The sequence below is a fragment of the Mycobacterium shimoidei genome (assembly GCF_900417275.1).
Taxonomy (GTDB): domain Bacteria; phylum Actinomycetota; class Actinomycetes; order Mycobacteriales; family Mycobacteriaceae; genus Mycobacterium; species Mycobacterium shimoidei.
On sequence record NZ_UEGW01000001.1, the window covers coordinates 2,276,844 to 2,301,999 of the forward strand.

Here is a 25,156-nt window from a genome sequence, read left to right on the forward strand (position 1 = left end):
GGTTCGCCTGGTTAGCGAGTTGCTCGATGTGTCGTGGAGGTCTTGGATTGTCCGGTGGTAGCTCCACGGATCTGCTGGTGATCTTCGGGATCACCGGAGATCTGGCCCGCAAGATGACCTTCCGAGCCCTGTACCGCCTGGAACGGCGCAAACTGCTGCAGTGCCCGATATTGGGGGTGGCCAGCGACGACATCTCAAAAGACGACTTGGTCAAGCGGGCCCGCCAAGCCATCGAAGACAGCGGCGAGAAGTTGGACGACAAGGTGTTCGCCCGGTTGGCCGACCGATTGTCCTACCAAAGTGGTGACGTCACCGATGAGGGGCTGTATCAACAGCTCGCCGATCAGATCGGTTCGGGCCGCAAAAGCCTGTACTACCTGGAAATGCCGCCGTCGCTGTTCGCGCCGATCGTCGAAAACCTAGGTAAAGCCGGGTTACTGGACCGCTCTCGGGTTGCGGTGGAAAAGCCGTTCGGACACGACCTGGCTTCGGCGATCGAGCTCAACGCCCGGCTGCGCAAGATGTTGCGCGAGGACCAGATTCTGCGTGTTGACCACTTCTTGGGCAAGCAACCGGTTGTCGAACTGGAATACCTGCGGTTCGCCAATACAATGTTGGCCGAGCTGTGGGACCGGCGAAGCATCGCTGAGATCCACATCACCATGGCAGAGAATTTCGGCGTCGAGGATCGCGGCGAGTTTTACGACGCGGTGGGCACGTTGCGTGACGTTGTGCAGAACCATCTGCTGCAAGTGCTCGCGTTGGTTGCGATGGACCCACCGGTCGGACCGAGCGCCGATGATCTCAACGACAAAAAGGCCGAGGTGTTTCGCGCCATGCCGGCGCTCGACCCCAGCCACTATGTGCGGGGTCAATACCGCGGGTACACCGATATCGACGGGGTGAAGAAAGGCTCGCAGACCGAGACATTCGTCGCGATCCGCATGGAGATCGACAACTGGCGCTGGGCCGGCGTGCCGATCTTCCTGCGGGCCGGTAAATCGTTGCCCGAGAAAATAACCGAGGTGCGGCTGTTCACCCGCCGGGTGCCCGCGCTGGCGTTCTTGCCCAAGCGCAGACGGGCCGAGCCGAACCAGATCGTGCTGCGCATCGACCCCGATCCGGGGATGCGCATACAGTTGGCCGCTCAGGACGGCGACTCATGGCGCGACATCCACTTGGATTCGTCGTTCGCCGAGGATTTGGGAGAACCGATACGCCCCTACGAACGTCTGCTGCATGCGGGATTGACCGGCGATCGTCAGCTTTTCGCCCGCGAAGACAGCATCGAAGAGACGTGGCGAATTGTGCAGCCGCTGCTCGACGATCCAGGCAAGGTAGAGCTGTACGAGCCTGGCTCGTGGGGACCCGAGGCGGCGCAGGCCTTGATGCGCGGTCACCGGAGCTGGCAAGAACCATGGATGCCGCCGAAAAGTAAGGAGACAGGCGCATGCAGCTAGGGATGATCGGACTTGGCCGGATGGGCGCGAACATCGTGCGCCGCGTGGCCAAAGACGGACACCAATGCGTGGTGTACGACCACAACCCCGACGCGGTCAAGGCGATGGCCGGGGAGGACAACACCACCGGGGTGTCATCACTGGCCGAGCTGGCCGAGAGGCTGAGTAAGCCGCGGGTGGTGTGGGTGATGGTGCCGGCCGGCGATATCACCAGCGGTGTGATCAAAGAGCTGGCCACGACGCTCGACAAAGACGACATTGTGATCGACGGCGGCAACTCGTACTACCGCGACGACATCAAACACTCAAAGACTTTGTCCGACAGAGGCATCCACCTGCTGGACTGCGGAACCAGCGGCGGTGTGTGGGGCCGCGAACGCGGCTACTGTTTGATGATCGGCGGCCACAAGGAGGCTTTCGCTCACGCCGAACCGATCTTTGCGTCCGTCGCGCCCGGCGTGGACGCGGCGCCGCGCACCCGGGGACGCGACGGCGAGGTGGCCCAGTCGGAGAAGGGCTATCTGTATTGCGGGCCGCCCGGGGCGGGGCACTTCGTCAAGATGGTGCACAACGGCATCGAGTACGGGATGATGGCCTCGCTGGCGGAGGGCCTGAACGTCCTGCGTAATGCCGACGTGGGCAAGCACGTGCAACAAGGTGATGCCGAAACGGCGCCGTTGACCTACCCCGAGTTCTATCAGTACACCTTCGACATCCCGGAGATTGCCGAAGTCTGGCGGCGGGGCAGCGTGATCGGCTCCTGGCTGCTGGATCTGACCGCGATCGCGTTGCACGAGTCGCCGGAGCTGGCGGAGTTCTCCGGGCGAGTCTCCGACTCCGGCGAGGGCCGGTGGACTGCCATCGCGGCGATCGACGAGGGGGTCCCCACCCCGGTGCTGACGACGGCGCTGCAGTCCCGGTTCGCCTCGCGGTCCCTCGATGACTTCGCGAACAAGGCATTGTCCGCGATGCGTAAGCAGTTCGGCGGGCACGCCGAGAAACCGGCGAACTAACCTCGCTAGCGCTCAGCGCTTCGCAAATTCCACCACGACGTCGCTGAACGCGTCGTTGTCGTCGCCGGCTGCGGTATGACCCGCCCCGGACAGTTCGACGAATTCCGCGTTGGGGACGGTGTCCAGGAAGTGCCGCACTCCCTCGGGACTCACCACGTCGGACAGCTTTCCGCGGATCAGCAACACCGGGATACGCAGAGATGCCGCGGCGCGCTCGAACTTCTCGGTACGCAGCTGCGGGTCATCACCGGGTTTGGTCATGAACGCCGGATCCCAGTGCCAGTACCAGCGGCCGTCGCGCAGCCTCAGGTTCTTCTTCAAGCCTTCCGGACTGCGTGGTTTGGGCCGATGGGGCAGGTACGCGGCGACGGCGTCCGCGGCCTGTTCAAGCGTGTCGAAGCCCTTCAGACCGCTGAACATGAAGTCCCGAATGCGGGCACTGCCGTTTTTCTCGAACCGTGGCACCACGTCGACCAGGACCAATCGTGTGACCCGGTCCGCTCCGGCTCGATCCGCCACGAGGATGCCGGTCAACCCGCCCATGCTGGCGCCGATCAGTATCACCGGCCGGCCGATGGCATCGAGCACATGCATGACGTCGCTGGTCAACGTCTCGACGTTGTAGTCGGCGTTGGGCGCCCGATCGCTGTCACCGTGACCTCGGCTGTCGAGCGCGACCACGTGAAATCCCTCGTCGGCGAGGATCTGGCCGGTGTTCTTCCAGGAGAACCGGTTCTGGCCGCCGCCGTGCAACATCAGGATCGAAGGCCGTCCGTCTCCGGTGCCTCGATTCCACTCGTCTGCGATCAAGGTGATGTCGTCGACGCCGGAGTACTTGACGGTCTGCGGTCTGCTGTTCACGGCTCTGACGTTAGCGGCGCGATGATTTTTGGGTGCCGCCGAGGTCGATCAACAGTAAATCGACGACAAGGAGGGCCATGCCACCGATCACGCCATCGCTGTGGTTCGACAACAACCTGGAGGAGGCTGCCGAGTTCTACACCTCGGTCTTTCCCAACTCGCGCATCGAGGCGCTCAACCGTTACACGGATGCCGGCCCGGGCGTGCCGGGTGAGGTGGTGTCGGGCAGCTTTGTGCTCGACGGTGTCCGGTTCATCGGCATCAACGGCGGTCCGCAGTTCCCGTTCACCGAAGCGGTGTCGTTCACCGTCACCTGCGCAGACCAGGACGAGGTCGACTACTTTTGGAGCCGGCTGACCGACGGCGGCGCGGAATCGCAATGCGGCTGGTGCAAAGACCGTTATGGGTTGAGTTGGCAGATTGTCCCGCAGCGGCTTTTCGAGCTGCTGAGCGATCCCGATCCCAGGCGCGCCGCAGCCGCGACGACGGCGATGCTCGGGATGCGCAAGATCGTCATCGCGGACTTGGAAGACGCAGTGGCGCGACTGTAATCCACCGGTCACGGGCGGATATCGCTGGCGAGCGTGCAAGGATCGAGTGATGACCGGACCGCGTTGGATCGATGCGCACGCCCCTGCGGTTGAGCTGAAAGCGCTGACCTGGGGGCCGGACGATGGCCCGATTGCGTTGTGCCTCCACGGCTTTCCCGACACTGCCTACAGCTGGCGCAAGCTCGCGCCGCGGCTGGCCGAGTCGGGCTGGCGGGTGGTCGCACCGTTCATGCGAGGCTATGTGCCATCGTCGATTCCGTCCGACGGCAGCTATCACGTCGGGGCGTTGATGCACGACGCGCTGCGGGTGCGGTCCGCGGCCGGCGGCACCGATCGCGACGTGATCATCGGCCACGACTGGGGTGCCATCGCGGCGGCGGGTCTGGCCGCCATGCCCGACAGTCCGTTCGCCAAGGCGGTCATCATGTCGGTGCCGGTTGCTGCCGGGTTCCGCCCGTCCGGGGTCGCCGACGGGGTCCGACTGCTTCGCCAACTGCCCCCGCAGCTGCTGCGCAGCTGGTACATCTTCTACTTTCAATTGCCTTGGCTGCCAGAGCGTTCAGCGTCATGGGTATTGCCCCGACTGTGGCGGCGCTGGTCGCCGCACTACGACGCCGAAGAGGATCTGCGCCACGTCGACGCCGCGATCGGAACACCGGAGAGTTGGCACGCCGCGCTGGGGCCGTACCGGGCCCTCATCCGCAACACCCGGCCACCGGCGCAGTATGCCGAGCTGCACAGGCACTGGCGGTCGACGCCGAGGCTGCCGAGCCTGTACCTGCACGGCAGCGACGACGGCTGCATGACATCGGCGTTCGCGCACTGGACGGAAAAGGTGCTGCCGGCCGGCAGCGACGTCGTCGTGGTCGAGCATGCCGGACATTTCTTGCAGCTCGACGCCCCGGATGCCGTTGCCGCAGCGGTGTTGAGGTTCATCGGCTCGGCCGGCTAACGCTACGGCGTTAGTGTCGACGCATGTCGACCCCGATGGCGGCAGTCGACGCGCAGTTCTACTGGATGTCGGCCAAAATCCCCAATGACCAGTTCCTGCTGTATGCATTCGACGGCGTGCCGGCGGACTCGGAGCACGCCGTCGAGCAGATCTGCTTAAGAGCGCAAGCGTGCCGCTCGCTGACGATCCGGGTCGAGGACGGGTGCGCGCTGACCTACCCGCGCTGGGTCCCGATGGCCGTCGGGCCCGAGCATGTCCAACGACACCGCCTGAGCGACCGGAGCTGGCGCGGCTGTCTGGATGCCGTGGTCCGGCTCGCCGAACACCAGCTCGACGTCCGCCGGACGCCGTGGCGGCTGCACGTGTTCAGCGATGTCCACGACATGCCGGGCAGCACCGGGGTCGGTACCGTCGCGGTCTTGCAGGTCGCCCACGCGTTGGCCGACGGCTCGCGCGCGTCGGCGATGGCCGCCTGGCTGTTCGGCCGCGCGGTGCCCGTGCCCGATGTCGACGCACCCAGACCAGGCTTTCTGCCGTGGCGTGCGCTGCAGGCCGCACGCACCCACCGCCAGCTGCGGGCCGACACCGAAGCCGGGCTACTCGACCGGCCGGTGCGACCGCAGCCGGTGAAGATGACCAACGCGCGCCCGGCCGGTGTGCGCGCCGTGCGTACCCTGGTGCGCCACCGCTCGCAGCTGGCCGGGCCGACCGTTTCCGTCGCGGTGCTGGCCGCGGTGTCGACGGCGCTCTGGCGGCATCTGGGTGATGCGGGCGGCTCGCTCAACGCGGAGGTGCCGATGGCCAAACCCGGTGCTCGACGCGCCCATAACCATTTCCGCAATGTGGCCGTCGGGTTGTACCCGGAATTGTCGTGGAAGGCTCGAACGGAGCGGATCATGGCGGATTTGGCCGCTGCCCGCCGACGTACCGAGCACCCCGCCGCGCTCTCGGCCGACCGGGCGTTCGCCGCGGTGCCGGCCGCGTTACTGCGTTGGGGTGTGGCGCAGTTCGACCCCGATGCTCGGCCAATCATGGTGTCGGGCAACACCGTGGTGTCCAGCGTCGACCGCGGCCCCGCGGACTTGCATTTCGGTGACGCGCCCGTGCTGCTGACCGCGGGCTACCCGGCGCTGTCGCCGGCGATGGGGCTGACCCACGGCGTACACGGTCTCGGCGATACTGTCGCGATCAGCATTCACGCCGCCGAATCGGCCATCACCGACATCGACGCCTATGCGCGACGCCTTGATGACGAACTCTAGCCGGCGCCACCGGCTTTCGCTTCCACATCCCGGCTGCGGCCTGCGGCGAGAATTAGCTCTTCGTGCAGTTCGAACCACACGGTGTGGTAGGAGTCGATCAAAGGTCGCGACAGCCACATGGTTTCGCCGGCTTTGATCCGCTCGAACGCCGCCTGCAGCTTGGCCGCATACCGATTCAGCCGGGGCAGCTGGCCGGCGGCGGCAGCGACGATCGGCAGTACCCGCTGGTGCACGCTGTCGAGACGAGCCAGGACACCGGCGTCATAATCGGTGTCCTCGTGGGTGTTAGCCTCTCCGTCCCTGACTTGCCAGTCGGTGATGAGGGCCTTGAATTCGCCGTTGACAGAACGGAAGTCGTCGTAGACGACGGCAAAGGCCGCCGCATCGATCCCGTTGCGCTCATCAGCCAGCAGCTCACCAAGGCGGGCACGGCCCTCGGGGGTGATCCGTAGGGTCGCGCCGCCGATCAGCAGACCCGATGCCGTCAGTTGCTCGACGGTGACCGCGACCGAGGACTCGTCCTCGCCCAACGTCGCCGTCAGGTCAGCCGTCGATACCCGACCCTTCAGCCGAACCGCTTGCAGCACAGCTAATTCGCTCATGCGCGCGCTTGGTCGTCCTGACGCTCGACCCGTCGGGTGATCTCGGCCAACTCGCGCAACTCGGGGCTCTCGTCTTCTGACCAGGCGGTCAATTCCAGTGTGCCGTCGAGTACTTCGCCGGTATTGCCGTCGACGGTGACCAGCCTGCCCGCCAACGATTCGGCCACCCCGCTGCCGCATCCCACCACGGCCACCCGGCCCAGTTCGCGGCTGACGACAGCGGCGTGACTGGTGGTGCCACCGGTTTCGGTGACGACACCGCGGGCCACCAGCATGCCGTGAATATCGTCGGGGCTGGTGTGGCCGCGGACCAGGATGACGTCCTCGCCGCGTTCGGCGGCGTCCACCGCGGCCTGCACGTCGGTGTAGACCCGGCCCGATGCGACTCCTGGGCTCGCCGGAAGCCCTTTAGCTAAAACTTCTGCAGTCAAACGGGTTTCGGGCTGCAGCGCGGGACGCAGCAGCGCGTCGACGTGCGCCGGCGTTACCCGCCGCAGCACCTCGGCGTCATCGATCAACCCGTCACGCCGCAGGCGTAGGGCCAGTCGCACGGTGGCCTGCGCCGAGCGTTTGGCCGCCCGGGTCTGCAGCAGCCACAGTGTGCCCTCCTCGACGGTGAACTCGACCTCCTGTACATCGGAGCTCAACGACTCCAACATCTGGGCCGCGGCGCTCAGTTCGTCGTAGGTGCGCGGTTGCTGATCCCGCAGCGCAGTGATCGGCTGGACGTCAACGGTGCCCGAGACCACGTCGTCACCCTGAGCGCCGGGCAGCCATTCACCGAATACTTCGCTCGCCCCGGTCATCGGATTGCGGGAGAACATCACGCCGGCACCGGAATTAGGGCCTAGGTTGCCGAAGACCATCGCCTGCACAATTGCGGCAGTACCGCCCTGGTCTCCGATTCCGCGGTGCGCTCGGTAGGCGACGGCGCGCGGCGAATTCCACGACGTGAACACCGCCTCGATGGCTGCCCGCAACTGCAGATAAGGATCGTCGGGTACCGGGTCGGCGACAACGTGCCGATACCGGCGAGTGAAGCGTTGCCGGGTGTCGCGGCCGAACGCGGCGGTACCCAAGGCCTGCTCGACGGCGTCGGTCATGCCCAGGTCCAGCACCGAGTCCATCATCCCGGGCATCGACACCGCCGCACCGGAGCGGACGCTGACCAGCAGTGGGCGCGGGCCACGCCCGAACGTGCGCGAAGTCGCGGCCTCGAGCCGGCGTACTCCCGCGAGCACGTCGTCCCAGATCGCGTCGATCGTCGACTCGGGCTCGGTGAGGTATCGGGCGCCTATCTGTGTGGTGATACAGAACGCGGGCGGGACGGGCAGGCCGTGCCGACGCATCGTGTGAATGCTGTAGCCCTTGTGGCCCAGGATCTCCGGTGGATACTCGCCCTCACCGTCCAGTGGCAGCACAGGTTGTGCCGGCCAAGGCTGGGCGGGGGCGCGTCGTGACACGCCCCGAGGTTACCTTCCGGCAAACCCCGTCAGCGGCGCCCTCGCCAGGAACCCGGAGGCCACCTGCGCCGAGCTCACACTTGCTAGGTTTGCGGATATGACTGCCTACGACGTCGGTTTACTGATCTTGCGGGTGGTGCTCGGCCTGACCCTGGCCGCGCACGGATACAACAAATTCTTCGGCGGCGGACGCATTCCGGGCACCGCGCGCTGGTTTTCCAGCATCGGCATGAAGGCCGGCACGTTCCAGGCCGTGGTCGCGGCCAGCACGGAAATGAGCGCCGGCCTGGGGCTGGCCGCCGGCCTGCTCACCCCGGTCACCGCCGCCGGCTTCGTCGCGCTCATGTTCGTCGCCATCTGGACCGTGCACCGGCCGAACGGATTCTTCATCATCAACGAGGGCTGGGAGTACTGCATGGTGCTCGCTGTGAGCGCCGTCGTGGTGGCCACCATCGGCCCCGGTCAGTACAGCCTGGATCAGCTGATCTTCGGCTGGAACTACTACGGGTGGAAAGGCCTGCTGATCGCGGTGTTGCTGGGTCTGGGCGGCGGCATCGGCCAGTTGCTGCTCTTCTACCGCAAGCCGGTCAAGCAGGCGCAGAACTAGCGGTCTCGCACGCCAGCACTTCGGCCGCGGCCCGCTCGCCGGACCGAACGGCGCCGTCGACCCAGCCGCACATGACAGCCGAGCTCTCGGTGCCGGCCCAGTGGATGCGACCGCAGGGTTGGCGAAGGGCGGGGCCGAATTGTGTCAATACCCCGGTGGGCGCGTGGCTGATCATGCCGCCGCCCGAATAGCGCTCAAGAGCCCAGTTCTGCTCGTGGTAGCTCACCGGTGAGCCGGCGCGTTCGCCGAACCGGTCGACGAGTTCGCCGACGACGGCCGCTTTGCGCGCGGATTCCTCGAGTTGTCCCAGCCGTCGTGCGGTCGGGCCTTCGGTGATCACGCACAGCACTCCGGGCGCGCCGGTATCGGTGCAGGCATCAATGGTCAAGGTGGCCAACGAGCCCGGCGCGGCGGACTGGCCGGAAAGGCCGTCGGCACGCCAAAACGGTTCGTCGTAGACAACCGAGATCTTGACGATTGCGCCGCCCGGCATGCGCTGCTGCAAAAACGAACGATCCACCGGCAGCATCGGCTCGTAGCTGATCTGGCTTGCGATCGCCAATGGAACGGCGACGATCACCCGGCGGGCCCGCACCCGCAGTTCATCGGAGCAGACCGTGACGGCATCGTCGTCGTGCGCGATTCGCCGCACCGGCTGCGACAGCTGCAGCGCATCGCCGAGCTCCGCGGCCATCGGACGGTAGATCGCACCCATCCCGCCTACCGGACGGGCATCCTGCGAACCGTCCTTGTTCGACACCACGAAGTCCGGTCCACCGCCCGAGGCCATCTGGTAAAGCACCCACAGCAACGACACCTCGGACGCCGCCGACGTATACGGCCCCGCCAAAGCCATGTCGAGCATGTCGCGTGCCTGCTGGGACCACAGGTTCTGGTCGATCCACGCCGCCAAACTGATCTGATCCCATTCGACGGCCTTGCGCGCCGTCCAGGGCGCCTCCAGCGGAATCGACCGGCACATCTGCCGGACTTTGAGCAAGCCGACCCCGAGGTTGGTGGTCGCCCACGGGCTGATCGTCCATGGGATGGTGCCGGCATAGCGGTGTTGTTTGCCGTCGATGATCATCATCGACTCGCCGTCGACGTACTGCTTGTAGGTCGGCACGTCGAATTCGTTGAGCAGCCCATAGATTCGGTCCTGACCCGGTCCGATCCAGGCGGCGCCGCGATCGATCCAGGATCCGTCCGGCAAGTTTTCGGTGTAGGTGCGCCCGCCGACACGGTCGCGGGCTTCCATGAGGACCACCGAACGGCCCGCCTGCTGCAACCGCAGCGCGGCGGTCAATCCCGCAAATCCCGCCCCTACGACACAGAAGTCAACGTCTGGCATGGGTGATCCCTATACGCACTTGCTGGCTGAGAGCGCGGTGTACCCTTCCTGAGAATCAGCTTAATTTGGCGGCCCGATGTGACGACTATCCGTCACAACCGTCCGGAAGGCAACGTATGACCAGGCGCGTGCTGCAAGCGGCCGGTATTGCCACCACTGCGCTGGCCGGTGCGCTGGCGATGACCGTCGCAGCGGCCCCGGCCACGGCAGACGACGGATCGAGTTCGTATCAGCCGGCGCTCGACCACCTGCTGAGCGTCATGGACCAGGCGGTGGCCTACGACTCCGCGTTACCGTTTGCCACCCCCGAGAGCAACGCCACGCTGCTCACAAGCCTGCAGAACACCAACTACGAACTGCTGTCGGCCGGGCTCTCCCGAGTCACCGAGCTTTTCGGCGGGGTGTTCTTCCAATCGCCCGAGGCGGTGGCCGGGGATGCCGCAAATCCCCGCCAGTACTTCCAGTTTTTCACCCCCGACATCTACTACCACGCGACCGCCGGCCTTGCGCCCGGCGCCACGTATGAGCTCACCGGCACCATTGGCGGAGGCACCGAAGGGTTGGCTATCGCCACCGAGCTGATCACCGGTTCGAGCGCGGTGAACAAGAGCGTTCTGGAGCTCGATCACAATCTGGTGGTCAATTCCGACGGCACGTACACCGTCTTCATCGGCCCGGACGACCCGGCGGGCGCAGTCAACTTCCTCGATGACACCGACGCCACCGCCAATGGCGCTGCTTCCCTGCTGATTCGCGACATGCTCGGCAACTGGGCGCTGGGCCCCGGCAGCGTCAGCATCCGCTGTGTTGCCGACTGCCCGGCGTTTTTCTCCATACCCGACACCGGATTGTTTCCCAGCGCCGACGAGTCCGACGCGCCGGTGGAGACTCCGCCGATCACCTCGGTCGACTCCTTGTTGACCACGTTGTTCACCGCGTTCGCCAATATCGTCGGACCGTTCAACCAACAGAACATGGGGTTGGCCGAGATCGCCGGGATCGGGCTTCCGGCCAACACCATGAGCCTGCTGACCCCGGAAACGGAGTTGTTCGCCACCGGCCTGCCGAGCGCGGACGTCTCCGCCGGGAATTTCGACTTGGACGCCGGCGAGGCGCTGATCGTGAAAGTGCCGGACGTGGACTCCGGCTACAGCGGGATCGAACTGATGAACGTGTTCGGTGCGGCGCTGCCCTACGTCTTGGCGCAGACCACCCTCAACAACACCACGGCCTACCACGCCTCCGACGGCTACACCTACTACGTGGTCAGCGACACCAACCCGGGTGTGGCGAATTGGCTGGACACCACCGGCCTGACCCGCGGCGAGATTTTCGCCCGATTCGAGAACATCCCCGACGGCACGGACCCGACGGGCCTGCAGGTGAGCACCCAGGTGGTGCCGGTGGACGAGGTGGCCAACTACCTGCCCGCCGACACACCGACCGTCAGCCCCGCGGAATTCGCCGCGGACATGTCACAACGGGTGTTCTCCTACGACTACGCCCTGGACGTGTCCAGGATGAACGCCCAACCCGACTGGGTGACACAGGAGTTGATACTGCACGGGCTGCAAGGCCTGATGGGTCGGGACAATTTCGAGGACGTGTTCGGCAGCGAGCCATTCACGCCGCTGGCGCTGCGGTTCACTCCGGCGCTCACCCCGGATTGGGGCAGCGTCACACATGACATCTTCACCAACCCGGTCGGCAGCTTGTCAGCGATCATCAACAATCTGCCGCTGCTGGCCAGCGACATCAACTTGCCCGTCCAGTTCGCGGTCGGCGAGACCATCCTGTCGCTGTTGCTGCCCGGACAGCTCGACACGCTTTTCAACGACGTGGTGACCGACCCGAACACCGGCATCATCGCCGGGCTGCTCAATGCCCGTGACGATTTTGCCACCGCGGTCCTGGCAGCCAACGACGACTTCCCGACCGAACTGGGTCAGGTGGCCACGTGGGAGTGGGAGAACATGTCAGAGCTGATTCAGTTGACCTCGAGCGAGCTTCTGACCGACTTCCCAATGTTGTTCTGACCCAGCCGAATACGGCAAAGTGCTGCCGGTGTTCTCGTCGACGACGACGCGTGCGCCCAGATAGGGGAAGGCCCGCTGCGGGCAGGCCGGCCGGTTGCAGATCTTGCATCCGGCGCCGATGGGTACCGCGGTGGCCGGGTCGTCGAGGGCGATCCCGGTCGAGTACACCAGTTTGTCGGCATGTACCAAATCGCATCCCAAACCGATCGCGAAACTCTTGTGCTGTCCCAGATAACCCGCCCCTTCCGGCGTGGTGGTCTTGGCGATCCAGAAATACGAACGCCCGTCGGGCATCTGCGCAACTTGGGTGATGATGCGTCCCGGCTGCGCGAACGCATCGTGCACCACCCACAGTGGGCAGCTGCCGCCGACCCGGCTGAAATGAAATGCGGTGGCGGACTGCCGTTTTGAGATGTTTCCGGCTTTGTCGGTCCTGACGAAGATGAAGGGCACCCCGCGCAGCTGCGGGCGCTGCAGGGTGGAGAGTCGGTGGCACACCGTCTCGAAGCCGACCTCGAACCGGCGGGCAAGTAAATCGATGTCGAAGCGCAATTCGTTTGCGGCACGGTGAAACTCTTCGTATGGCAACAGAAATGCACCGGCGAAATAGTTGGCCAGTCCGACTCGGGCGACGCCGGCCGATTCCGGGCTGAGCTGATCGTCAGTGGCGACGATCGCCGACAACAGGTCGGGTTGGCTGACCAGCGCGAGCTGGGTGGCGATCTGGAAGGCGCGCTGGCCGGGCTGCAGCCAGTGCGCGATCCGCAGCACACGGGTATCGGGATCGTAGCGGCGCTTGGCGTGTTCGCCGAGTTGACTGTCCACGACGACGGTGACGCCGAACCTATCCCGCATCAGCTCGGCCAGTTGGATATCCAGCCCGCCGATCGTCATCTTGTTCTCGATGAACATCTGCTCGGCCGCGACGTCGAGTTCGCCGATGTAATTGTTGCGGTCGTAGAAGAAATCGCGGACTTCCTCGAACGGCATCGGGTGCTCCGTCGGCGACGCCGTTTCGGTGATCGCATGCGAGCGGTAGCCCTCCAACTCCTCGGTGGCGTCGGCCAGCCGGCGATGCACGGCGACCAGGCTCCGGCCGACCTCGGGCATTCGGGCTACCAGTTTTTCGATCTGGGCGTGGCTGACCTCGTCGGCACCGGTGGCCGTGAAGACGTCGGACAGATCGGCGACCAACCGGGCGTCGGAATCGGACGAGAAGTAGTGCGGCGGCAGATCGAACCGCTCGGTGAGCGCAAGCAGCACCGGCACGGTGATGGGCCGCTGGTCGTTCTCGAGTTGGTTGACATAGCTCGTCGACAGATCCAGCGCCCGGGCCAAGGCAACCTGGGTGAGCCCGCGCTCTTCGCGCAGCCGCCGCAGCCGCGCTCCGGAGAACATCTTCGCCACGGGTGCCGATGCTACTACCGTCAGCTTTCACAATATTCGCAATATGCATCGCTGAAGGACACAAAATTACGCAGATACAGGGACTTTCGCTGGTCCATTCAGTTGCATAGTGTGCGAATTATGTTGATCCACTCGGTCCGGACCCACCGCAGCGCCGACCAGCTCCCGCGCACCGAGCAGCTGGCCTACAAGATCGCACAGGTAGCGGTCGATCCGGTGCCGGTGCCTGCCGAAACCGAGGCGATGGTGATCAACCGGATGATCGACAACGCCGCGGTCAGTGCCGCCGCGGTGCTGCGCCGGCCGGTCGCCACCGCGCGTCATCAGGCCCTCGCTCATCGAGCTCGGCCCGGCGCCACCGTCTTCGGTGTGGACGGGTCGTATTCCGCGGAGTGGGCGGCGTGGGCCAACGGGGTCGCCGTCCGCGAACTCGACTTCCACGACACGTTTCTGGCCGCCGAGTACTCCCATCCCGGCGACAACATCCCGCCGCTGGTGGCGGTCGCCCAACAGCTTGGCGCGCGCGGGTCCGATCTGATCCGCGGGGTGGCCACCGCCTACGAGATCCAGATCGACTTGGCCCGTGGAATCTGCCTGCACGAACACAAGATCGACCACGTCGCGCATCTGGGCCCCTCGGTGGCTGCCGGGCTGGGCACCATGCTGCGCCTGGACGTCGACACCATCTACCAGGCTATCGGGCAGGCGCTGCACCTGACCACGGCCACCCGCCAGTCCCGCAAGGGCTCGATCTCGAGCTGGAAGGCGTTCGCGCCGGCACACGCCGCCAAGGTGGCCATCGAGGCCGTCGACCGGGCGATGCGCGGCGAGAATTCGCCCGCGCCGATCTGGGAGGGCGAGGACGGTGTCATCGCCTGGCTGCTGGCGGGACCTGAACACGTCTATCAGGTACCGTTGCCCGCCCCCGGCGAGCCCAAGCGCGCCATCCTTGACAGCTACACCAAAGAACATTCCGCGGAGTACCAGAGCCAGGCTCCGATCGACTTGGCCCGCCGGCTGCGTGAGCGCATCGGCGATCTCGATCAGGTCGCGTCGATCGTGTTGCACACCAGCCACCACACCCATGTGGTGATCGGCACCGGCTCCGGGGACCCGCAGAAATTCGACCCCGACGCATCTCGTGAAACGCTGGATCACTCGCTGCCTTACATTTTCGCGGTCGCGCTGCAGGATGGCACCTGGCACCACGAACACTCGTATGCTCCCGAGCGCGCGCACCGGCCCGACACCGTCGAGTTATGGCAAAAGGTCTCCACCGTCGAAGATCCGGAGTGGACCCGGCGGTATCACTCGATTGATCCGGCCGAGAAGGCGTTCGGCGCGCGCGCGGAGGTGACGCTGAAAAGCGGCGAGGTGATCACCGATGAGCTTGCCGTGGCCGATGCACATCCATTGGGTGCGCGGCCGTTTGGGCGCGAGCAGTATGTGGCCAAGTTCAACGGCCTGGCCGAGAGTGTGGTAGACGCCGCCGAGCGACGTCGCTTTCTCGACGCGGTGCAGCGCGTCAGCGACCTGAAGGGTGGCGACCTGGGCGCGCTGAACGTACGGGTGCGCTCCGAGGCGCTGGACAAGGCGCCGACGATACCGTCCGGGATCTTCCGGTGACGGGATTGCCGACGGCGCACGCCAGTCCCGCCGACAAACGCGCGGCCTTTCGGTCTGGGCTGAATTCCGGTCGGCTGCAACGTTTCCCAGGGGCGTTCTCGCCGCTGGTGGCCAAGCTTGTCGCGGAGATCGGTTTCGAGGGCGTCTATGTTTCCGGTGCCGCACTCTCGGCCGACCTGGGATTACCCGACATCGGGCTGACCACGCTCACGGAGGTCAGCTCGCGCGGCGCGCAGATCGCCGCGGTCACCGAGCTGCCCACGCTGGTCGACGCCGACACCGGATTCGGTGAGCCGGTGAACGCCGCGCGAACCGTGACGATGCTGGAGGACGCCGGAGTGGCCGGATGTCATCTCGAAGACCAGGTCAACCCCAAGCGCTGTGGGCATCTCGACGGCAAGGCGGTCGTCTCGACCGCCGAGATGGTCAAGCGGCTACGCGCGGCGGTGGCCGCGCGCCGCGATCCCAACTTCGTCGTCTGCGCGCGCACCGACGCCGCTGGGATCGAGGGCCTGTCTGACGCGATCGACCGGGCCCGCGCCTACGCCGATGCCGGCGCCGACCTGATCTTCACCGAGGCGCTCACCGGCCCAGCAGATTTCGAACGGTTTCGAGGAGCCGTCGACATCCCGCTGCTGGCCAACATGACCGAGTTCGGGAAGTCGCCGCTGCTCACTGTCCGACAGCTTGCCGACATCGGCTACAACGCCGTCATCTATCCGGTGACCACACTGCGGCTGGCGATGTTCGCCGTCGAGGGTGGCCTGCGTGAGATCGACGAGGCCGGAACGCAATCCGGGCTACTGGACCGCATGCAGTCGCGCAGCCGGCTCTATGAGTTGCTGCGCTACGCCGATTACACCGATTTCGACAACGACCTCGCGAGCGGAGGCAACCAATGATTCACAAAGGGTTAGCCGGCGTGGTGGTCGACACCACCGCGATCTCCAAGGTTGTGCCCGAAACCAACTCGCTGACCTACCGCGGTTATCCGGTCCAGGACCTGGCCGCGCACTGCAGCTTCGAGCAGGTCGCCTATCTGCTGTGGCACGGCGAGCTCCCTACCGACGGCCAGCTGGGGCTGTTCTGTCAGCGGGAACGCGCCAACCGCCGGCTGAACCGCTCAATGCTGTCACTGTTGGCCAAGCTGCCCGACAACTGCCATCCGATGGACGTGGTACGCACCGCGATCAGTTACCTGGGCGCGGAGGATCCCGACGAGGACGACAGCGCCGAATCGGCGAATCACGCCAAAGCGCTGCGAATGCTCGCGGTGTTGCCGACGATCATTGCCGCCGACATGCGCCGTCGGCGTGGCCTGGAACCGATTGCGCCGCACAGTCAGCTCGGTTACGCGGAGAACTTCCTGCGAATGTGCTTCGGTGAGGTCCCCGAACCCTTGAAAACCACAATGGTTTCGGCGTTCGAGCAGTCGATGATTCTGTACGCCGAGCACGGTTTCAATGCCTCCACCTTCGCCGCCCGGGTGGTGACCTCGACGCAGTCCGACATCTACAGCGCCGTCACCGCCGCGATCGGCGCGTTGAAAGGTCGGCTGCACGGGGGCGCCAACGAGGCCGTCATGCGCGACATGATCGAGATCGCAGATCCAGCCAGGGCGTCGGCGTGGTTGCACGCCAAGCTGTCTCGCAAGGAGAAGATCATGGGCTTCGGGCATCGCGTCTACAAGAACGGCGACTCGCGGGTGCCGACCATGAAAGCCGCGCTGGCCGAGGTTGCGGCCGCCTGCGACGGGCGGCGCTGGTTGGACATCTACCAGGTGCTGGAAACTGAGATGTTCGCAGCGACCGGGATCAAACCGAACCTGGATTTCCCGACCGGCCCGGCCTACTACCTGATGGGCTTCGACATCCCTTGTTTCACACCGCTGTTCGTGATGAGTCGCATCACCGGGTGGACGGCGCACGTCATGGAGCAGACCGCATCCAATGCGCTCATCCGGCCCCTGTCTGAGTACTCGGGCCATCCGCAGCGCGCGCTGGGATCTCGACGTGTGCTTGATCACCGGTGTAGGTGATGACGCCGTGTTGGAACTCTGACCGCCAACCACCGGGAATGGTTTGTTCGTCGGCGATCGGGTAGCCCAACGGCCCACCGGCGCCACCATATTCGTGTTCCCAAGCCTGACGGATCGGGCCGCGGACGATGTGCGCACCGGTCTGCGGTGACCAGTAGATTGCGCCGTTCTGAAAGATCGTGCACCGGCCGCCGTTCGCGGCCGGTTGTTCGTCGCCGATGGGCAAGCCCAGCGGGCCGTCAGTGCCGCCGACGGACCGGTATTTCGCCAGGATTTCACCTTGCACCATCACCATGCCCGCCGCGGTGGCAATCCGCGCGGTGGTCTCGGTGGCACTGGTGATCGGTGCGGTACCGGTGTCGCCCGAGCAGCCGGTGACCAGGCTGACGGCGACGCTCGCCGCTACCAGGCCGAGACGACGAAGGGTGAAATACACTGTGGTTTACTTCTTTCCGGTCAGGTGGTGGCCCGCAGGGCTCGGTAGGCTGCACGGCCGACAATGTCAGCGAGGTCGTCGGGCGCCCAATTCTGTTGAGCGTCGAGCATCATGCGCACGGCTGTTTCGCAGATCGTCAGGAACACCTCGGTGAGCACCGGCAGGGCGCGGTCGATATCGCGAACCTGCCATCGTTCCATCAGCGGGCGCATCACCGTGCTGACCCGCTCGGCGATCTGTGCGCGGCCCCGCGCAATGTCGGCGGTGAGGGCGGGATCCGGGTCGGCCGCCACGATGATCCGCCACGACGCAGGGCGCTCGCGCACGCTGGACAGCAGTGTGGAAAACCCGTCGACGAACATCTGCTGGATCGAGCCGGTCCGCTGCGGGGGAAGCATCGCGAGCATGTTGGACAGCGCCCAGGATCGCTCGCGCTCGAGCAGCGCCGAAAGCAGCTCGCCGCGTCCCGCATAGCAGGCGTAGACGACCGGTCGGGTGACCTCCATCCGCTCGGCGACCGCGGCCATCGTCACATTGGCCACGCCCTGCTCGGCGGCGATCTCCAGCGCGGTGTCGAGCACCTGGGGCCGGCGCCGCTCGGGACCCAAATGCTCGGCCCGGACGCGAGTGGTCGTCTCGGTTTTCGACGGGGTCATGACGACCAGCGTATTGCCCAGCGGTCAGCCCACCCTGCCGAGAATTCGCTCGGACTCCACAATGCCCTCGTCACTGGGTGCACGGCCTTCGCCGAACACCCTGGTCCGCTGCTTTTCGCGGAACTCGAGATGGGCCTGCGCGGGGTTGGCGTAGCCGTAGCGCGCCTGGGCCTCGCGTGGCGTGGTGGTGACCGGATTGACCGGCGGGATGGCCCGCAGCACCCTCGCGCCGATGGGCAGCGTGGTCGGGGAGAGCAGCCGCAGCAACATCAGCTGCAAGCGGGTGCTGCGGCTGATCACGGTGAACCCCGCGCGCAGCGGCAGCACCACCAGCGCGTCCAGTGCCCGGGAAGTGGACAGGCCGGCCATCTCCCGCATCCAGCGCGGCATCGTCGCCAGCGTGCCCCGGCGCAGGAAGCCGGTGATGATCTGCGTGAACGGGCGCAGCAGCGGCGGCATCGGCGGCAGCATCACCTCGGCCTGCAGCAGATGGCGCATGGCCTGGCGGGCGATATCCGAGCCGATCAGCTGCGGGCGCATCTGCTCGAAATATCCCCGGATGCCCTCGCGGGTGCGCGGGACGTCGGCGGGCGAGCAGGTCTGCAGCTCGGCGGCGCGGGCACACTCCGCCCAGTACTGCGCCTCTTGTTCGGCGGAGAGCTTGCCGGGACCGTACTTCTCGTAGGCGACCAGGATGGAATGCCAGGCGGTCAGGTGGATCCACAGCTGCGATGCCGGGTCGTTGGCGTCGTAGGGCTTGCCGGTGACGTCGTCGGTGCCGATGGCTTTGGAGTGCACCTTGACCAGCACATCGGCGGCTTCAGCGGTCGATCGGCTGTCACCGAAGGCCACCATCGCGAAGTAGCGCAGCGTCCGGTCGTAGCGCGTGCGCGGCCGGTCGTAGATCTGATGAGTCTTGTCGACCGACGCCACCAGCGCCGGGTCGAGCTCCTCGATGACGACCGCGCGCTGAAACCCGATCGACAGCGAGGTGGGGTAGCTCCACACCTTCCAAGTCACCGAGTCGGGACCGAAGAACCCGTAATCCTCGGCCGGCTCGACGTCGGGCAGCGACAGCCATTCACGCAGCGTGCTCACGCGGTCCCCTTCCACAATTTCCTACACTGTGTAGTATTCTGCCCGCGGGGCACCGGCACGTCAAGTCGACTGGTACATCGCCTCGATCTGGGCGGCGTACCCGGCGGCGATCGGCTTTCGTTTGAGCTTGGCCGTGGGCGTGAGGTACTGGCTGCCCGGCTCCCAGATGTCGGGTAACAGGGTGTATCGCTTGATCTGCTCGACCCGCGACAATTTGTCGTTGGCGGCGGCGATGCCGGCGTCGATCTCCGCACGCACTGCCGGGTCGGTCATTAGTTCAGTGATCGAGCCGGAAAGGTTATGCGCTGTCGCGTAATTCGTGAGTGCGTCGGGATCGAGCGTGATCAGCGCGGTGTTGTAGGGGCGGGCGTCACCGATGACTGCGACAGGCCCGGCCAGCGGGCAGTGGGCCGCGATGGTGTTTTCGATGTTGGTCGGGGACATGTTCTTGCCGGCAGAGTTGATGATGAGTTCCTTCTTGCGGTCGATGACCTTGAGGTAGCCGTCGTCGTCGATCTCGCCGATGTCGCCGGTATGCAGCCAGCCGTCCGAATCAATTGCCGCCGCTGTCTTCTCGGGTGCCTTGCGGTAACCGCGCATGACGTTTTTGCCGCGCACCAGGATCTCCCCGTCGGGCGCGACGGCGACCTCTGTTCCGGGCACGGGTGTCCCCACCGTGCCGATCTTGATCGCGTCGGGCCGGTTCAGGGTTGCCCCCGCGGTGCATTCGGTCATGCCGTACGCCTCGCACACCGGGATGCCCAAACCGAGGATGAACTCGTGGACCTCCGGTGGGATCGGGGCCGCGCCGGTGACGCCGAGACGCAACTGGTCCATGCCGAGCTGTGCCCGCACCTTCGACAGCACCAGCCGGTCGGCGACGCTGTGGCGCAACGTCGCGGCGAGGCCGAGGGCGCGTTGCGCTGAAGCGGCGCGAGCCCGATTCACGCCTGCCCGAAATGCCCAGGTGGCAAGTGCCCGCTTGACGGGCGATTCGGCGGCGACGGCGCCTTCCAGCCCGGCTTTCGCTTTGATCCATACCCGCGGAACGCCGAGGAAGATTGTCGGCCGGACCTCGGTCAATGCCGGGAGGATGTTCTTAGGGTCGTCGACGGTGGTGATCTGCAGACCGTAGAGCAGGTTCTGGTAGTGGGTGATCCAGCGGTTGGCGGCGTGCGCGTCGGGCAGGTACGAAACGCTGCGATCGTCGTGGGTGATTCCGCCGAGTTCTTCGGTGATCCGGGCGTTTTCGATGAAGTTGGTGTGTGTCAGCTCTACGCCCTTGGGTGGCCCGGTGGTCCCCGAGGTGTAGACGATGGTCAGTACGTCGTCGGGTTTGACCAGTTGCCAGGACTTTTCGAAGTCGAAGTCAAAGGCCGGTGATTTCTCGAGTTGCTCGAGCGTGATAACGCCGTCCGCCGACCCGTCGACACACACGACATGCTCGACCTTGCCACCCTGCCGTGTCGCGGCGAGAACCTGCGGCAAAAACCGGCGCTCGCAGATCACCACTCGGTTGTCGGCGTTGTCGAACTGATACGCCAGCAGCTCGGGCGGATTGGTGTTGTACACCGAAAACGGCGTGGCCCCGGCGTGCAGGACCGCGGTGTCGCACAGATGGAATTCCGGCCGGTTGGTCATCATCAGCGCAACAGTGCCGCCCGCACCGATGCCCAGCCCGGCCAGCCCTGTCGCGATCGCCCGCACCCGATCGCGGTATTGGCGCCAGGTGATGGTCACCGTGTCGCCGAGTGTCCGCAGCGCCACGGCGTCCGGGTGCTTGTCGGCTGTGGCCTGGAAGGCTTCACACAGCGTGGCCGGTCGGCTCGTGGTCGCGTTGCTCATTCGCGCAATCCCGGTCAGCAAGCCGCGGGATGCGACTCACAGTACGGCGTCGTGCCGCGAAACCGGTAGCGATGATCGACCACCCACCGGTAAATCGTGTCTTCGACGAACCGGACACCACGGAGGCGGTACAGGATCAACGGCACTTTGGTGCCGATCGCGGCCGATATGGCGGCGTTCATGGCCTCCGCGCCGTCGTACACCGCGCCGGATTCATCCAACCAACGCGCAGAGTCGAGCAGGTGTGACGGTGAAACACCCAGTCGCTCAGCGACTCCCGGGCCCTGCAGCGGTTCGGTCCGCAGCGCTGCGGTCCGATCGAGTTTCAGGATCGAATCCACCGCCCTGGTGCATATTCCGCACGCGCCGTCGAAGAACAGAGTCCCTGGCATTGTTCACCTCCCGCAGGCGGGCGATCCCGACGACTCCGAAGATAACGCCCGTGCCGATCTCGGTGAGGGCGCTCAGCCACGAGAACCAGGTTACGTTGATGTGTGGCGGCGAGATGTAGCTGTCCTGATAACCGGGCAGGAAGGTCGGCAACAAGTGCGCGTACGTGAAACCCAGCGCGCTGCCGAAGCCGACCACGATCGCCGCCTGCGGCGCACGGCGGTGATTCATCGCCACCAGCGCGATTGCCGTCACGACGACCAACCCCTGCACCATGCCGGCGCCCATGATGAACGGGGGCGAAGCCGACATGCCGCGGCGCAGATGGTCCAGGCCGTGCACCGTATAGCCGATTGCGAATGCCATTGCGGCCCAAGGTAGGAACCAAATCGAATCGCTCTGGCGTTGCTCGATCTGTTCGATCATCATGATCACCACCCGCGACCAGTTTTACTACTACAGCAAGTAGTAGTCAAGAACCGGGCCCCGTCCGCCTAGAACACGTTCTAGTCTTAGGCGCCATGGGATTTCTCAAACAGGACACCCCACAGATCGACTTCGAGGAATGGAGCAAGGGCACCCGCGCTGAGAAGATCATCCCGATGGCCCGGCACTGGGCCGAGGTCGGTTTCGGCACCCCGGTACTGCTGCATCTGTTTTATGTCGTCAAGGTCGGCCTCTACATCTTGACGGGGTGGCTGATCGCGCTGAGCACCAACGGCATAACCGGTTTCACCAATGTCGCGCACTGGTACGCCGAGCCGATCGTGTTCGAGAAGATGGTGCTCTACACCATGCTGTTCGAAGTGGTCGGCCTGGGTTGCGGCTTCGGGCCGCTCAACAATCGGTTCTTCCCGCCCATGGGCTCGATCCTGTACTGGCTGCGTCCCGGCACCATCCGCCTGCCGCCGTGGCCGGGTCGGATACCGCTGACCAAAGGAGACGAGCGCACCGCCGTCGACGCGCTGCTGTACGGCGCGCTGCTGGTGCTGCTGGGGATCGCGCTCTTTTCCGACGGGACCGGGCCGATACCCGCACTCGGCACGACGGTGGGGGTGCTGCCGGCCTGGCAGATCTGGGCGGTGCTTGGCGTGCTCGCGGTGCTGGGCCTGCGGGACAAGGTGATCTTCTTGGCCGCCCGCGGCGAGGTGTACGCCTCGCTCACCGTGGCCTTCCTATTCGCCGGCTACGGCGTGGACATGATCCTGGGCGCCAAACTGGTGTTCCTGGTCATCTGGTTGGGCGCGGCAGTATCGAAACTCAACAAGCACTTTCCGTTCGTCATCTCGACGATGATGAGCAACAATCCGGTGTTTCGGCCGAAAATCATCAAACAGAAGTTCTTCGAACGCTTCCCCGACGACCTGCGCCCGGGTCGGCTGTCGCGGTGGCTCGCGCATTTGTCCACGGCGATCGAGGGTTTGGTTCCGCTGGTGCTGTTCTTCAGCCACGGCGGCTGGCCCACCGCGATCGCCGCGTTCGTCATGCTGTGCTTCCACTTCGGCATCCTGTCGGCGATCCCGATGGGGGTGCCGCTGGAGTGGAACGTCTTCATGATGTTCTCGGTGCTGTCGCTGTTCGTCGGCCATGCCTCGGTCGGGCTGGGGGATCTGACCACACCGCTGCCGCTCCTGCTTTTCGCCGTCGTCGCGGGGACCGTCGTGCTCGGAAACCTGTTCCCCCGCAAGGTGTCTTTCCTGCCGGCCATGCGTTACTACGCAGGCAATTGGGACACCACGCTGTGGTGCATCAAGCCGTCCGCCGACGCGAAGATCAGTACCGGCATCGTGGCGATCGCCAGCATGCCCGCTGCACAGCTGGAGCGGTTCTACGGCAGCAAGGAGGCCGCCCAGATCCCGATGTATATGGGATATGCGTTCCGCGCCTTCAACACTCACGGTCGTGCCCTGTTCACCTTGGCGCACCGCGCGATGGCCGGCGAGAACGAGGACGACTACGTCCTCACCGACGGCGAGCGGCTGTGCAGCACCGCCGTCGGCTGGAATTTCGGCGACGGGCACTTCAGCAACGAGCAATTGGTCGCAGCGTTGCACAAGCGGTGCCGGTTCGAACCAGGCGAGGTGCGCATCGTGATGCTCGACGCGCAGCCGATCCACCGCCAAACCCAGCGGTATCGGCTCGTCGACGCCGCTACCGGCGAATTCGAGCGCGGCTATGTGTGTGTCGCGGACATGGTCACCCGGCAGCCGTGGGACGACGACGTTCCGGTGCACGTTGACGCCGACGTGACCGCCCCGCTTGAGTGATGTATTGACTCTGCCCCCGGGGGAGATTCCACACTCGACGCTGTGCCGACACTGCTGTCCATCGGGGACTTCTCCCGAATGACCTATCTCACCGTCAAGGCGTTGCGGCTATATCACGAACGCGGCCTGCTGGCACCGGTCCAGGTCGACCCGTCTTCTGGATACCGCTACTACAGCACGGATCAGGTGCCGATCGCCCAGGTCATCCGCAGGCTGCGGGACCTGGGCATGCCGCTGGAGGAGCTCGCCGAGGTAGTCCACGCCGAGCGGGTCACCGACCGCAACCGCGCCATTCTGGCTCATCTGCAACGGCTGCACGATCGGCTGGCGCAGACCCAGGCCAGCGTCGCCTCGCTACAGGCACTGCTCGAAAAACCCCGAGGCACACAGGAAATCGGCTATCGATCGGTGCCCGCGACGCCGGTAGTGGCGGTTATCGATCACGTCGCGATGACCGACGTCGGAAACTGGTGGTCGGACGCATTCGCTGAGCTCGACTCTGCGGTCAACAACGCCGCGGCCGCCGGGGTTCGCGGGGCCCTGTACTCGGCAGAGTTCTTCGAGGCCGGGCGCGGCGAAGTCGTGGCATTCCGGCCGGTTCGTCGATCGCCCGCCCGCCGCGGCCGAGTGCAGCCGCTCGACGTGCCCGCCGCCGAACTGGCGGTCGCGCTGCACCGCGGCTCGTTTGACGAAATCGACCGGACCTATGCAGCGTTGGGGACCCATGTTGCCGAACGGGAACTGGGCGTCGACGGTCCCATCCGGGAGTACTACTTGGTGTCCGAGTTCGACACCGACAACGAGGCGGCGCACCGCACCGAGGTGTGCTGGCCGATTTTCCGCACCAGATCCTGACCATCGCACCCGAGGAGTTATCGATGGACGTCACGCTGTACACAGTGACTTTCGACTGCGCCGACGCCGCCGCACTCGGCCGCTTCTGGTCCGAGCTGCTGCATAGTCCGCTTGACGACGGCGCGACCGCCGATTTCGCGTCAATCGGCATGTCGGCCGACCGCGGGTCTCCTCCGCACCTGGCGTTCGTGCGGGTGCCCGAGGACAAACAGGTCAAAAATCGGGTTCACGTCGACCTCGTCGCGGACGACCTGGCTGCCGCCGTCGACCGCGCCGTGGAACTCGGCGCGACCCGGCTCGCTGACCGAGCCGACGACAGCTACCGCTGGAGCACGCTGGCTGATCCCGAGGGCAACGAGTTCGACATCGTGGCGGCCTGA

The 25,156-nt window shown here is 65.5% G+C and carries 24 protein-coding genes; 13 read left to right on the forward strand and 11 right to left on the reverse strand.

Annotation, left to right across the window (positions count from 1 at the left end; all coding sequences use genetic code 11):
• Positions 1-26 precede the first annotated feature (26 nt).
• Together MSP7336_RS11230 and gnd are read left to right on the forward strand one after the other, a co-directional pair.
• Positions 27-1,460 (forward strand): glucose-6-phosphate dehydrogenase, encoded by a 1,434-nt coding sequence (locus tag MSP7336_RS11230; RefSeq protein WP_069397019.1) that lies wholly within the window; start codon positions 27-29, stop codon positions 1,458-1,460.
• Positions 1,451-2,473 carry a phosphogluconate dehydrogenase (NAD(+)-dependent, decarboxylating) gene (gnd, locus tag MSP7336_RS11235; RefSeq protein ID WP_069397018.1) on the forward strand — a complete coding sequence of 341 codons (1,023 nt, stop codon included), beginning with the start codon at positions 1,451-1,453 and terminating at the stop codon, positions 2,471-2,473. The genes MSP7336_RS11230 and gnd overlap by 10 nt, the downstream gene beginning before the upstream one ends.
• 12 nt (positions 2,474-2,485) lie before the next feature.
• Here the strand turns inward: gnd and MSP7336_RS11240 are convergent, their stop codons facing one another.
• Positions 2,486-3,334 (reverse strand): alpha/beta fold hydrolase, encoded by an 849-nt coding sequence (locus tag MSP7336_RS11240; protein WP_069397017.1) that lies wholly within the window; start codon positions 3,332-3,334, stop codon positions 2,486-2,488.
• Positions 3,335-3,411: 77 nt separating this feature from the next.
• Here MSP7336_RS11240 and MSP7336_RS11245 point away from each other — a divergent pair, with 77 nt between their 5' ends.
• Genes MSP7336_RS11245 through MSP7336_RS11255 form a run of 3 tightly spaced genes read left to right on the forward strand, consistent with a single transcriptional unit; the run spans position 3,412 to position 6,099 of the window.
• Positions 3,412-3,885, forward strand: a complete 474-nt coding sequence (locus MSP7336_RS11245; RefSeq protein ID WP_113963716.1) for a VOC family protein — start codon at positions 3,412-3,414, stop codon at positions 3,883-3,885.
• Between the two features lie 49 nt (positions 3,886-3,934).
• Complete coding sequence (locus MSP7336_RS11250; RefSeq protein WP_069397015.1) at positions 3,935-4,837, forward strand: alpha/beta fold hydrolase; 903 nt, start codon at positions 3,935-3,937, stop codon at positions 4,835-4,837.
• 35 nt (positions 4,838-4,872) lie between these two features.
• Positions 4,873-6,099 (forward strand): wax ester/triacylglycerol synthase domain-containing protein, encoded by a 1,227-nt coding sequence (locus MSP7336_RS11255; RefSeq protein ID WP_113964874.1) that lies wholly within the window; start codon positions 4,873-4,875, stop codon positions 6,097-6,099.
• On the opposite strand, the gene MSP7336_RS11260 is transcribed toward MSP7336_RS11255, so the two are convergent.
• Positions 6,096-6,701 carry a hypothetical protein gene (locus MSP7336_RS11260; protein WP_069397014.1) on the reverse strand — a complete coding sequence of 202 codons (606 nt, stop codon included), beginning with the start codon at positions 6,699-6,701 and terminating at the stop codon, positions 6,096-6,098. The two genes, MSP7336_RS11255 and MSP7336_RS11260, sit on opposite strands and share 4 nt — an antisense overlap.
• On the reverse strand, positions 6,698-8,122 hold the full coding sequence (locus MSP7336_RS11265) for a pyruvate, phosphate dikinase (protein WP_113963717.1): 1,425 nt from the start codon (positions 8,120-8,122) through the stop codon (positions 6,698-6,700). The genes MSP7336_RS11260 and MSP7336_RS11265 overlap by 4 nt, the downstream gene beginning before the upstream one ends.
• A 139-nt stretch (positions 8,123-8,261) precedes the next feature.
• On the opposite strand from MSP7336_RS11265, the gene MSP7336_RS11270 reads away from it, so the two are divergent.
• A complete protein-coding gene (locus MSP7336_RS11270) occupies positions 8,262-8,771 on the forward strand; it encodes a DoxX family protein (RefSeq protein ID WP_069397012.1) in 510 nt (169 codons plus the stop codon).
• Here the strand turns inward: MSP7336_RS11270 and MSP7336_RS11275 are convergent.
• Positions 8,752-10,122, reverse strand: a complete 1,371-nt coding sequence (locus tag MSP7336_RS11275; RefSeq protein WP_069397011.1) for a flavin monoamine oxidase family protein — start codon at positions 10,120-10,122, stop codon at positions 8,752-8,754. The genes MSP7336_RS11270 and MSP7336_RS11275 overlap by 20 nt on opposite strands.
• A 116-nt stretch (positions 10,123-10,238) precedes the next feature.
• On the opposite strand from MSP7336_RS11275, the gene MSP7336_RS11280 reads away from it, so the two are divergent.
• Positions 10,239-12,158, forward strand: a complete 1,920-nt coding sequence (locus MSP7336_RS11280) for a hypothetical protein (protein ID WP_113963718.1) — start codon at positions 10,239-10,241, stop codon at positions 12,156-12,158.
• Here MSP7336_RS11280 and MSP7336_RS11285 read toward each other — a convergent pair.
• Positions 12,099-13,556 (reverse strand): short-chain fatty acyl-CoA regulator family protein, encoded by a 1,458-nt coding sequence (locus MSP7336_RS11285; RefSeq protein WP_084226527.1) that lies wholly within the window; start codon positions 13,554-13,556, stop codon positions 12,099-12,101. The two genes, MSP7336_RS11280 and MSP7336_RS11285, sit on opposite strands and share 60 nt — an antisense overlap.
• A gap of 129 nt (positions 13,557-13,685) precedes the next feature.
• Between MSP7336_RS11285 and prpD the strand changes: the two genes are divergently transcribed.
• From prpD to MSP7336_RS11300, 3 genes are read left to right on the forward strand one after another with little or no spacing between them, the layout of a single operon-like run.
• Positions 13,686-15,191: a 2-methylcitrate dehydratase PrpD gene (gene prpD, locus MSP7336_RS11290; protein ID WP_181786701.1), complete on the forward strand. Its 1,506-nt coding sequence runs from the start codon at positions 13,686-13,688 to the stop codon at positions 15,189-15,191.
• On the forward strand, positions 15,188-16,093 hold the full coding sequence (gene prpB, locus MSP7336_RS11295) for a methylisocitrate lyase (RefSeq protein ID WP_113963719.1): 906 nt from the start codon (positions 15,188-15,190) through the stop codon (positions 16,091-16,093). Before prpD ends, prpB begins: the two co-directional genes overlap by 4 nt.
• The gene (locus tag MSP7336_RS11300; protein WP_069397007.1) at positions 16,090-17,229 is read left to right on the forward strand and encodes a bifunctional 2-methylcitrate synthase/citrate synthase; all 1,140 of its coding nucleotides are present in this window, start codon (positions 16,090-16,092) and stop codon (positions 17,227-17,229) included. The genes prpB and MSP7336_RS11300 overlap by 4 nt, the downstream gene beginning before the upstream one ends.
• Here the strand turns inward: MSP7336_RS11300 and MSP7336_RS11305 are convergent.
• The 6 genes from MSP7336_RS11305 to MSP7336_RS24235 are packed head-to-tail and all read right to left on the reverse strand — an operon-like array spanning position 17,147 to position 22,083.
• Positions 17,147-17,665 (reverse strand): LGFP repeat-containing protein, encoded by a 519-nt coding sequence (locus MSP7336_RS11305; protein WP_232321074.1) that lies wholly within the window; start codon positions 17,663-17,665, stop codon positions 17,147-17,149. The genes MSP7336_RS11300 and MSP7336_RS11305 overlap by 83 nt on opposite strands.
• 20 nt (positions 17,666-17,685) lie before the next feature.
• The gene (locus MSP7336_RS11310) at positions 17,686-18,321 is read right to left on the reverse strand and encodes a TetR/AcrR family transcriptional regulator (protein ID WP_069397006.1); all 636 of its coding nucleotides are present in this window, start codon (positions 18,319-18,321) and stop codon (positions 17,686-17,688) included.
• A gap of 24 nt (positions 18,322-18,345) precedes the next feature.
• Positions 18,346-19,419 (reverse strand): oxygenase MpaB family protein, encoded by a 1,074-nt coding sequence (locus MSP7336_RS11315; RefSeq protein ID WP_069397005.1) that lies wholly within the window; start codon positions 19,417-19,419, stop codon positions 18,346-18,348.
• A gap of 60 nt (positions 19,420-19,479) precedes the next feature.
• Positions 19,480-21,264 carry an AMP-dependent synthetase/ligase gene (locus MSP7336_RS11320; RefSeq protein WP_069397004.1) on the reverse strand — a complete coding sequence of 595 codons (1,785 nt, stop codon included), beginning with the start codon at positions 21,262-21,264 and terminating at the stop codon, positions 19,480-19,482.
• A gap of 14 nt (positions 21,265-21,278) precedes the next feature.
• Positions 21,279-21,605 (reverse strand): thiol-disulfide oxidoreductase DCC family protein, encoded by a 327-nt coding sequence (locus tag MSP7336_RS11325; protein ID WP_232321073.1) that lies wholly within the window; start codon positions 21,603-21,605, stop codon positions 21,279-21,281.
• Positions 21,532-22,083 carry a hypothetical protein gene (locus tag MSP7336_RS24235; RefSeq protein ID WP_244917447.1) on the reverse strand — a complete coding sequence of 184 codons (552 nt, stop codon included), beginning with the start codon at positions 22,081-22,083 and terminating at the stop codon, positions 21,532-21,534. The genes MSP7336_RS11325 and MSP7336_RS24235 overlap by 74 nt, the downstream gene beginning before the upstream one ends.
• Before the next feature lie 92 nt (positions 22,084-22,175).
• Here MSP7336_RS24235 and MSP7336_RS11330 point away from each other — a divergent pair, with 92 nt between their 5' ends.
• From MSP7336_RS11330 to MSP7336_RS11340, 3 genes are read left to right on the forward strand one after another with little or no spacing between them, the layout of a single operon-like run.
• Entirely contained in the window at positions 22,176-23,921 is a 1,746-nt protein-coding gene (locus MSP7336_RS11330) for a DUF3556 domain-containing protein (protein WP_113963720.1), read from the forward strand.
• A gap of 42 nt (positions 23,922-23,963) precedes the next feature.
• Positions 23,964-24,776 carry a MerR family transcriptional regulator gene (locus tag MSP7336_RS11335; protein WP_113963721.1) on the forward strand — a complete coding sequence of 271 codons (813 nt, stop codon included), beginning with the start codon at positions 23,964-23,966 and terminating at the stop codon, positions 24,774-24,776.
• A 23-nt stretch (positions 24,777-24,799) separates the two neighbouring features.
• On the forward strand, positions 24,800-25,156 hold the full coding sequence (locus MSP7336_RS11340) for a VOC family protein (RefSeq protein ID WP_113964875.1): 357 nt from the start codon (positions 24,800-24,802) through the stop codon (positions 25,154-25,156).

What these genes read in the sequence shown, in the direction of transcription:
- MSP7336_RS11230 (WP_069397019.1), top strand. Translation starts at nt 27, where the DNA reads ATGTGTCGTGGAGGTCTTGGATTGTCCGGTGGTAGCTCCACGGATCTG.
- gnd (WP_069397018.1), top strand. Translation starts at nt 1,451, where the DNA reads ATGCAGCTAGGGATGATCGGACTTGGCCGGATGGGCGCGAACATCGTG.
- MSP7336_RS11245 (WP_113963716.1), top strand. Translation starts at nt 3,412, where the DNA reads ATGCCACCGATCACGCCATCGCTGTGGTTCGACAACAACCTGGAGGAG.
- MSP7336_RS11250 (WP_069397015.1), top strand. Translation starts at nt 3,935, where the DNA reads ATGACCGGACCGCGTTGGATCGATGCGCACGCCCCTGCGGTTGAGCTG.
- MSP7336_RS11255 (WP_113964874.1), top strand. Translation starts at nt 4,873, where the DNA reads ATGGCGGCAGTCGACGCGCAGTTCTACTGGATGTCGGCCAAAATCCCC.
- MSP7336_RS11260 (WP_069397014.1), bottom strand. Translation starts at nt 6,701, where the DNA reads ATGAGCGAATTAGCTGTGCTGCAAGCGGTTCGGCTGAAGGGTCGGGTA.
- MSP7336_RS11270 (WP_069397012.1), top strand. Translation starts at nt 8,262, where the DNA reads ATGACTGCCTACGACGTCGGTTTACTGATCTTGCGGGTGGTGCTCGGC.
- MSP7336_RS11275 (WP_069397011.1), bottom strand. Translation starts at nt 10,122, where the DNA reads ATGCCAGACGTTGACTTCTGTGTCGTAGGGGCGGGATTTGCGGGATTG.
- MSP7336_RS11280 (WP_113963718.1), top strand. Translation starts at nt 10,239, where the DNA reads ATGACCAGGCGCGTGCTGCAAGCGGCCGGTATTGCCACCACTGCGCTG.
- MSP7336_RS11285 (WP_084226527.1), bottom strand. Translation starts at nt 13,556, where the DNA reads ATGTTCTCCGGAGCGCGGCTGCGGCGGCTGCGCGAAGAGCGCGGGCTC.
- prpD (WP_181786701.1), top strand. Translation starts at nt 13,686, where the DNA reads ATGTTGATCCACTCGGTCCGGACCCACCGCAGCGCCGACCAGCTCCCG.
- MSP7336_RS11300 (WP_069397007.1), top strand. Translation starts at nt 16,090, where the DNA reads ATGATTCACAAAGGGTTAGCCGGCGTGGTGGTCGACACCACCGCGATC.
- MSP7336_RS11310 (WP_069397006.1), bottom strand. Translation starts at nt 18,321, where the DNA reads ATGACCCCGTCGAAAACCGAGACGACCACTCGCGTCCGGGCCGAGCAT.
- MSP7336_RS11320 (WP_069397004.1), bottom strand. Translation starts at nt 21,264, where the DNA reads ATGAGCAACGCGACCACGAGCCGACCGGCCACGCTGTGTGAAGCCTTC.
- MSP7336_RS24235 (WP_244917447.1), bottom strand. Translation starts at nt 22,083, where the DNA reads ATGATGATCGAACAGATCGAGCAACGCCAGAGCGATTCGATTTGGTTC.
- MSP7336_RS11330 (WP_113963720.1), top strand. Translation starts at nt 22,176, where the DNA reads ATGGGATTTCTCAAACAGGACACCCCACAGATCGACTTCGAGGAATGG.
- MSP7336_RS11340 (WP_113964875.1), top strand. Translation starts at nt 24,800, where the DNA reads ATGGACGTCACGCTGTACACAGTGACTTTCGACTGCGCCGACGCCGCC.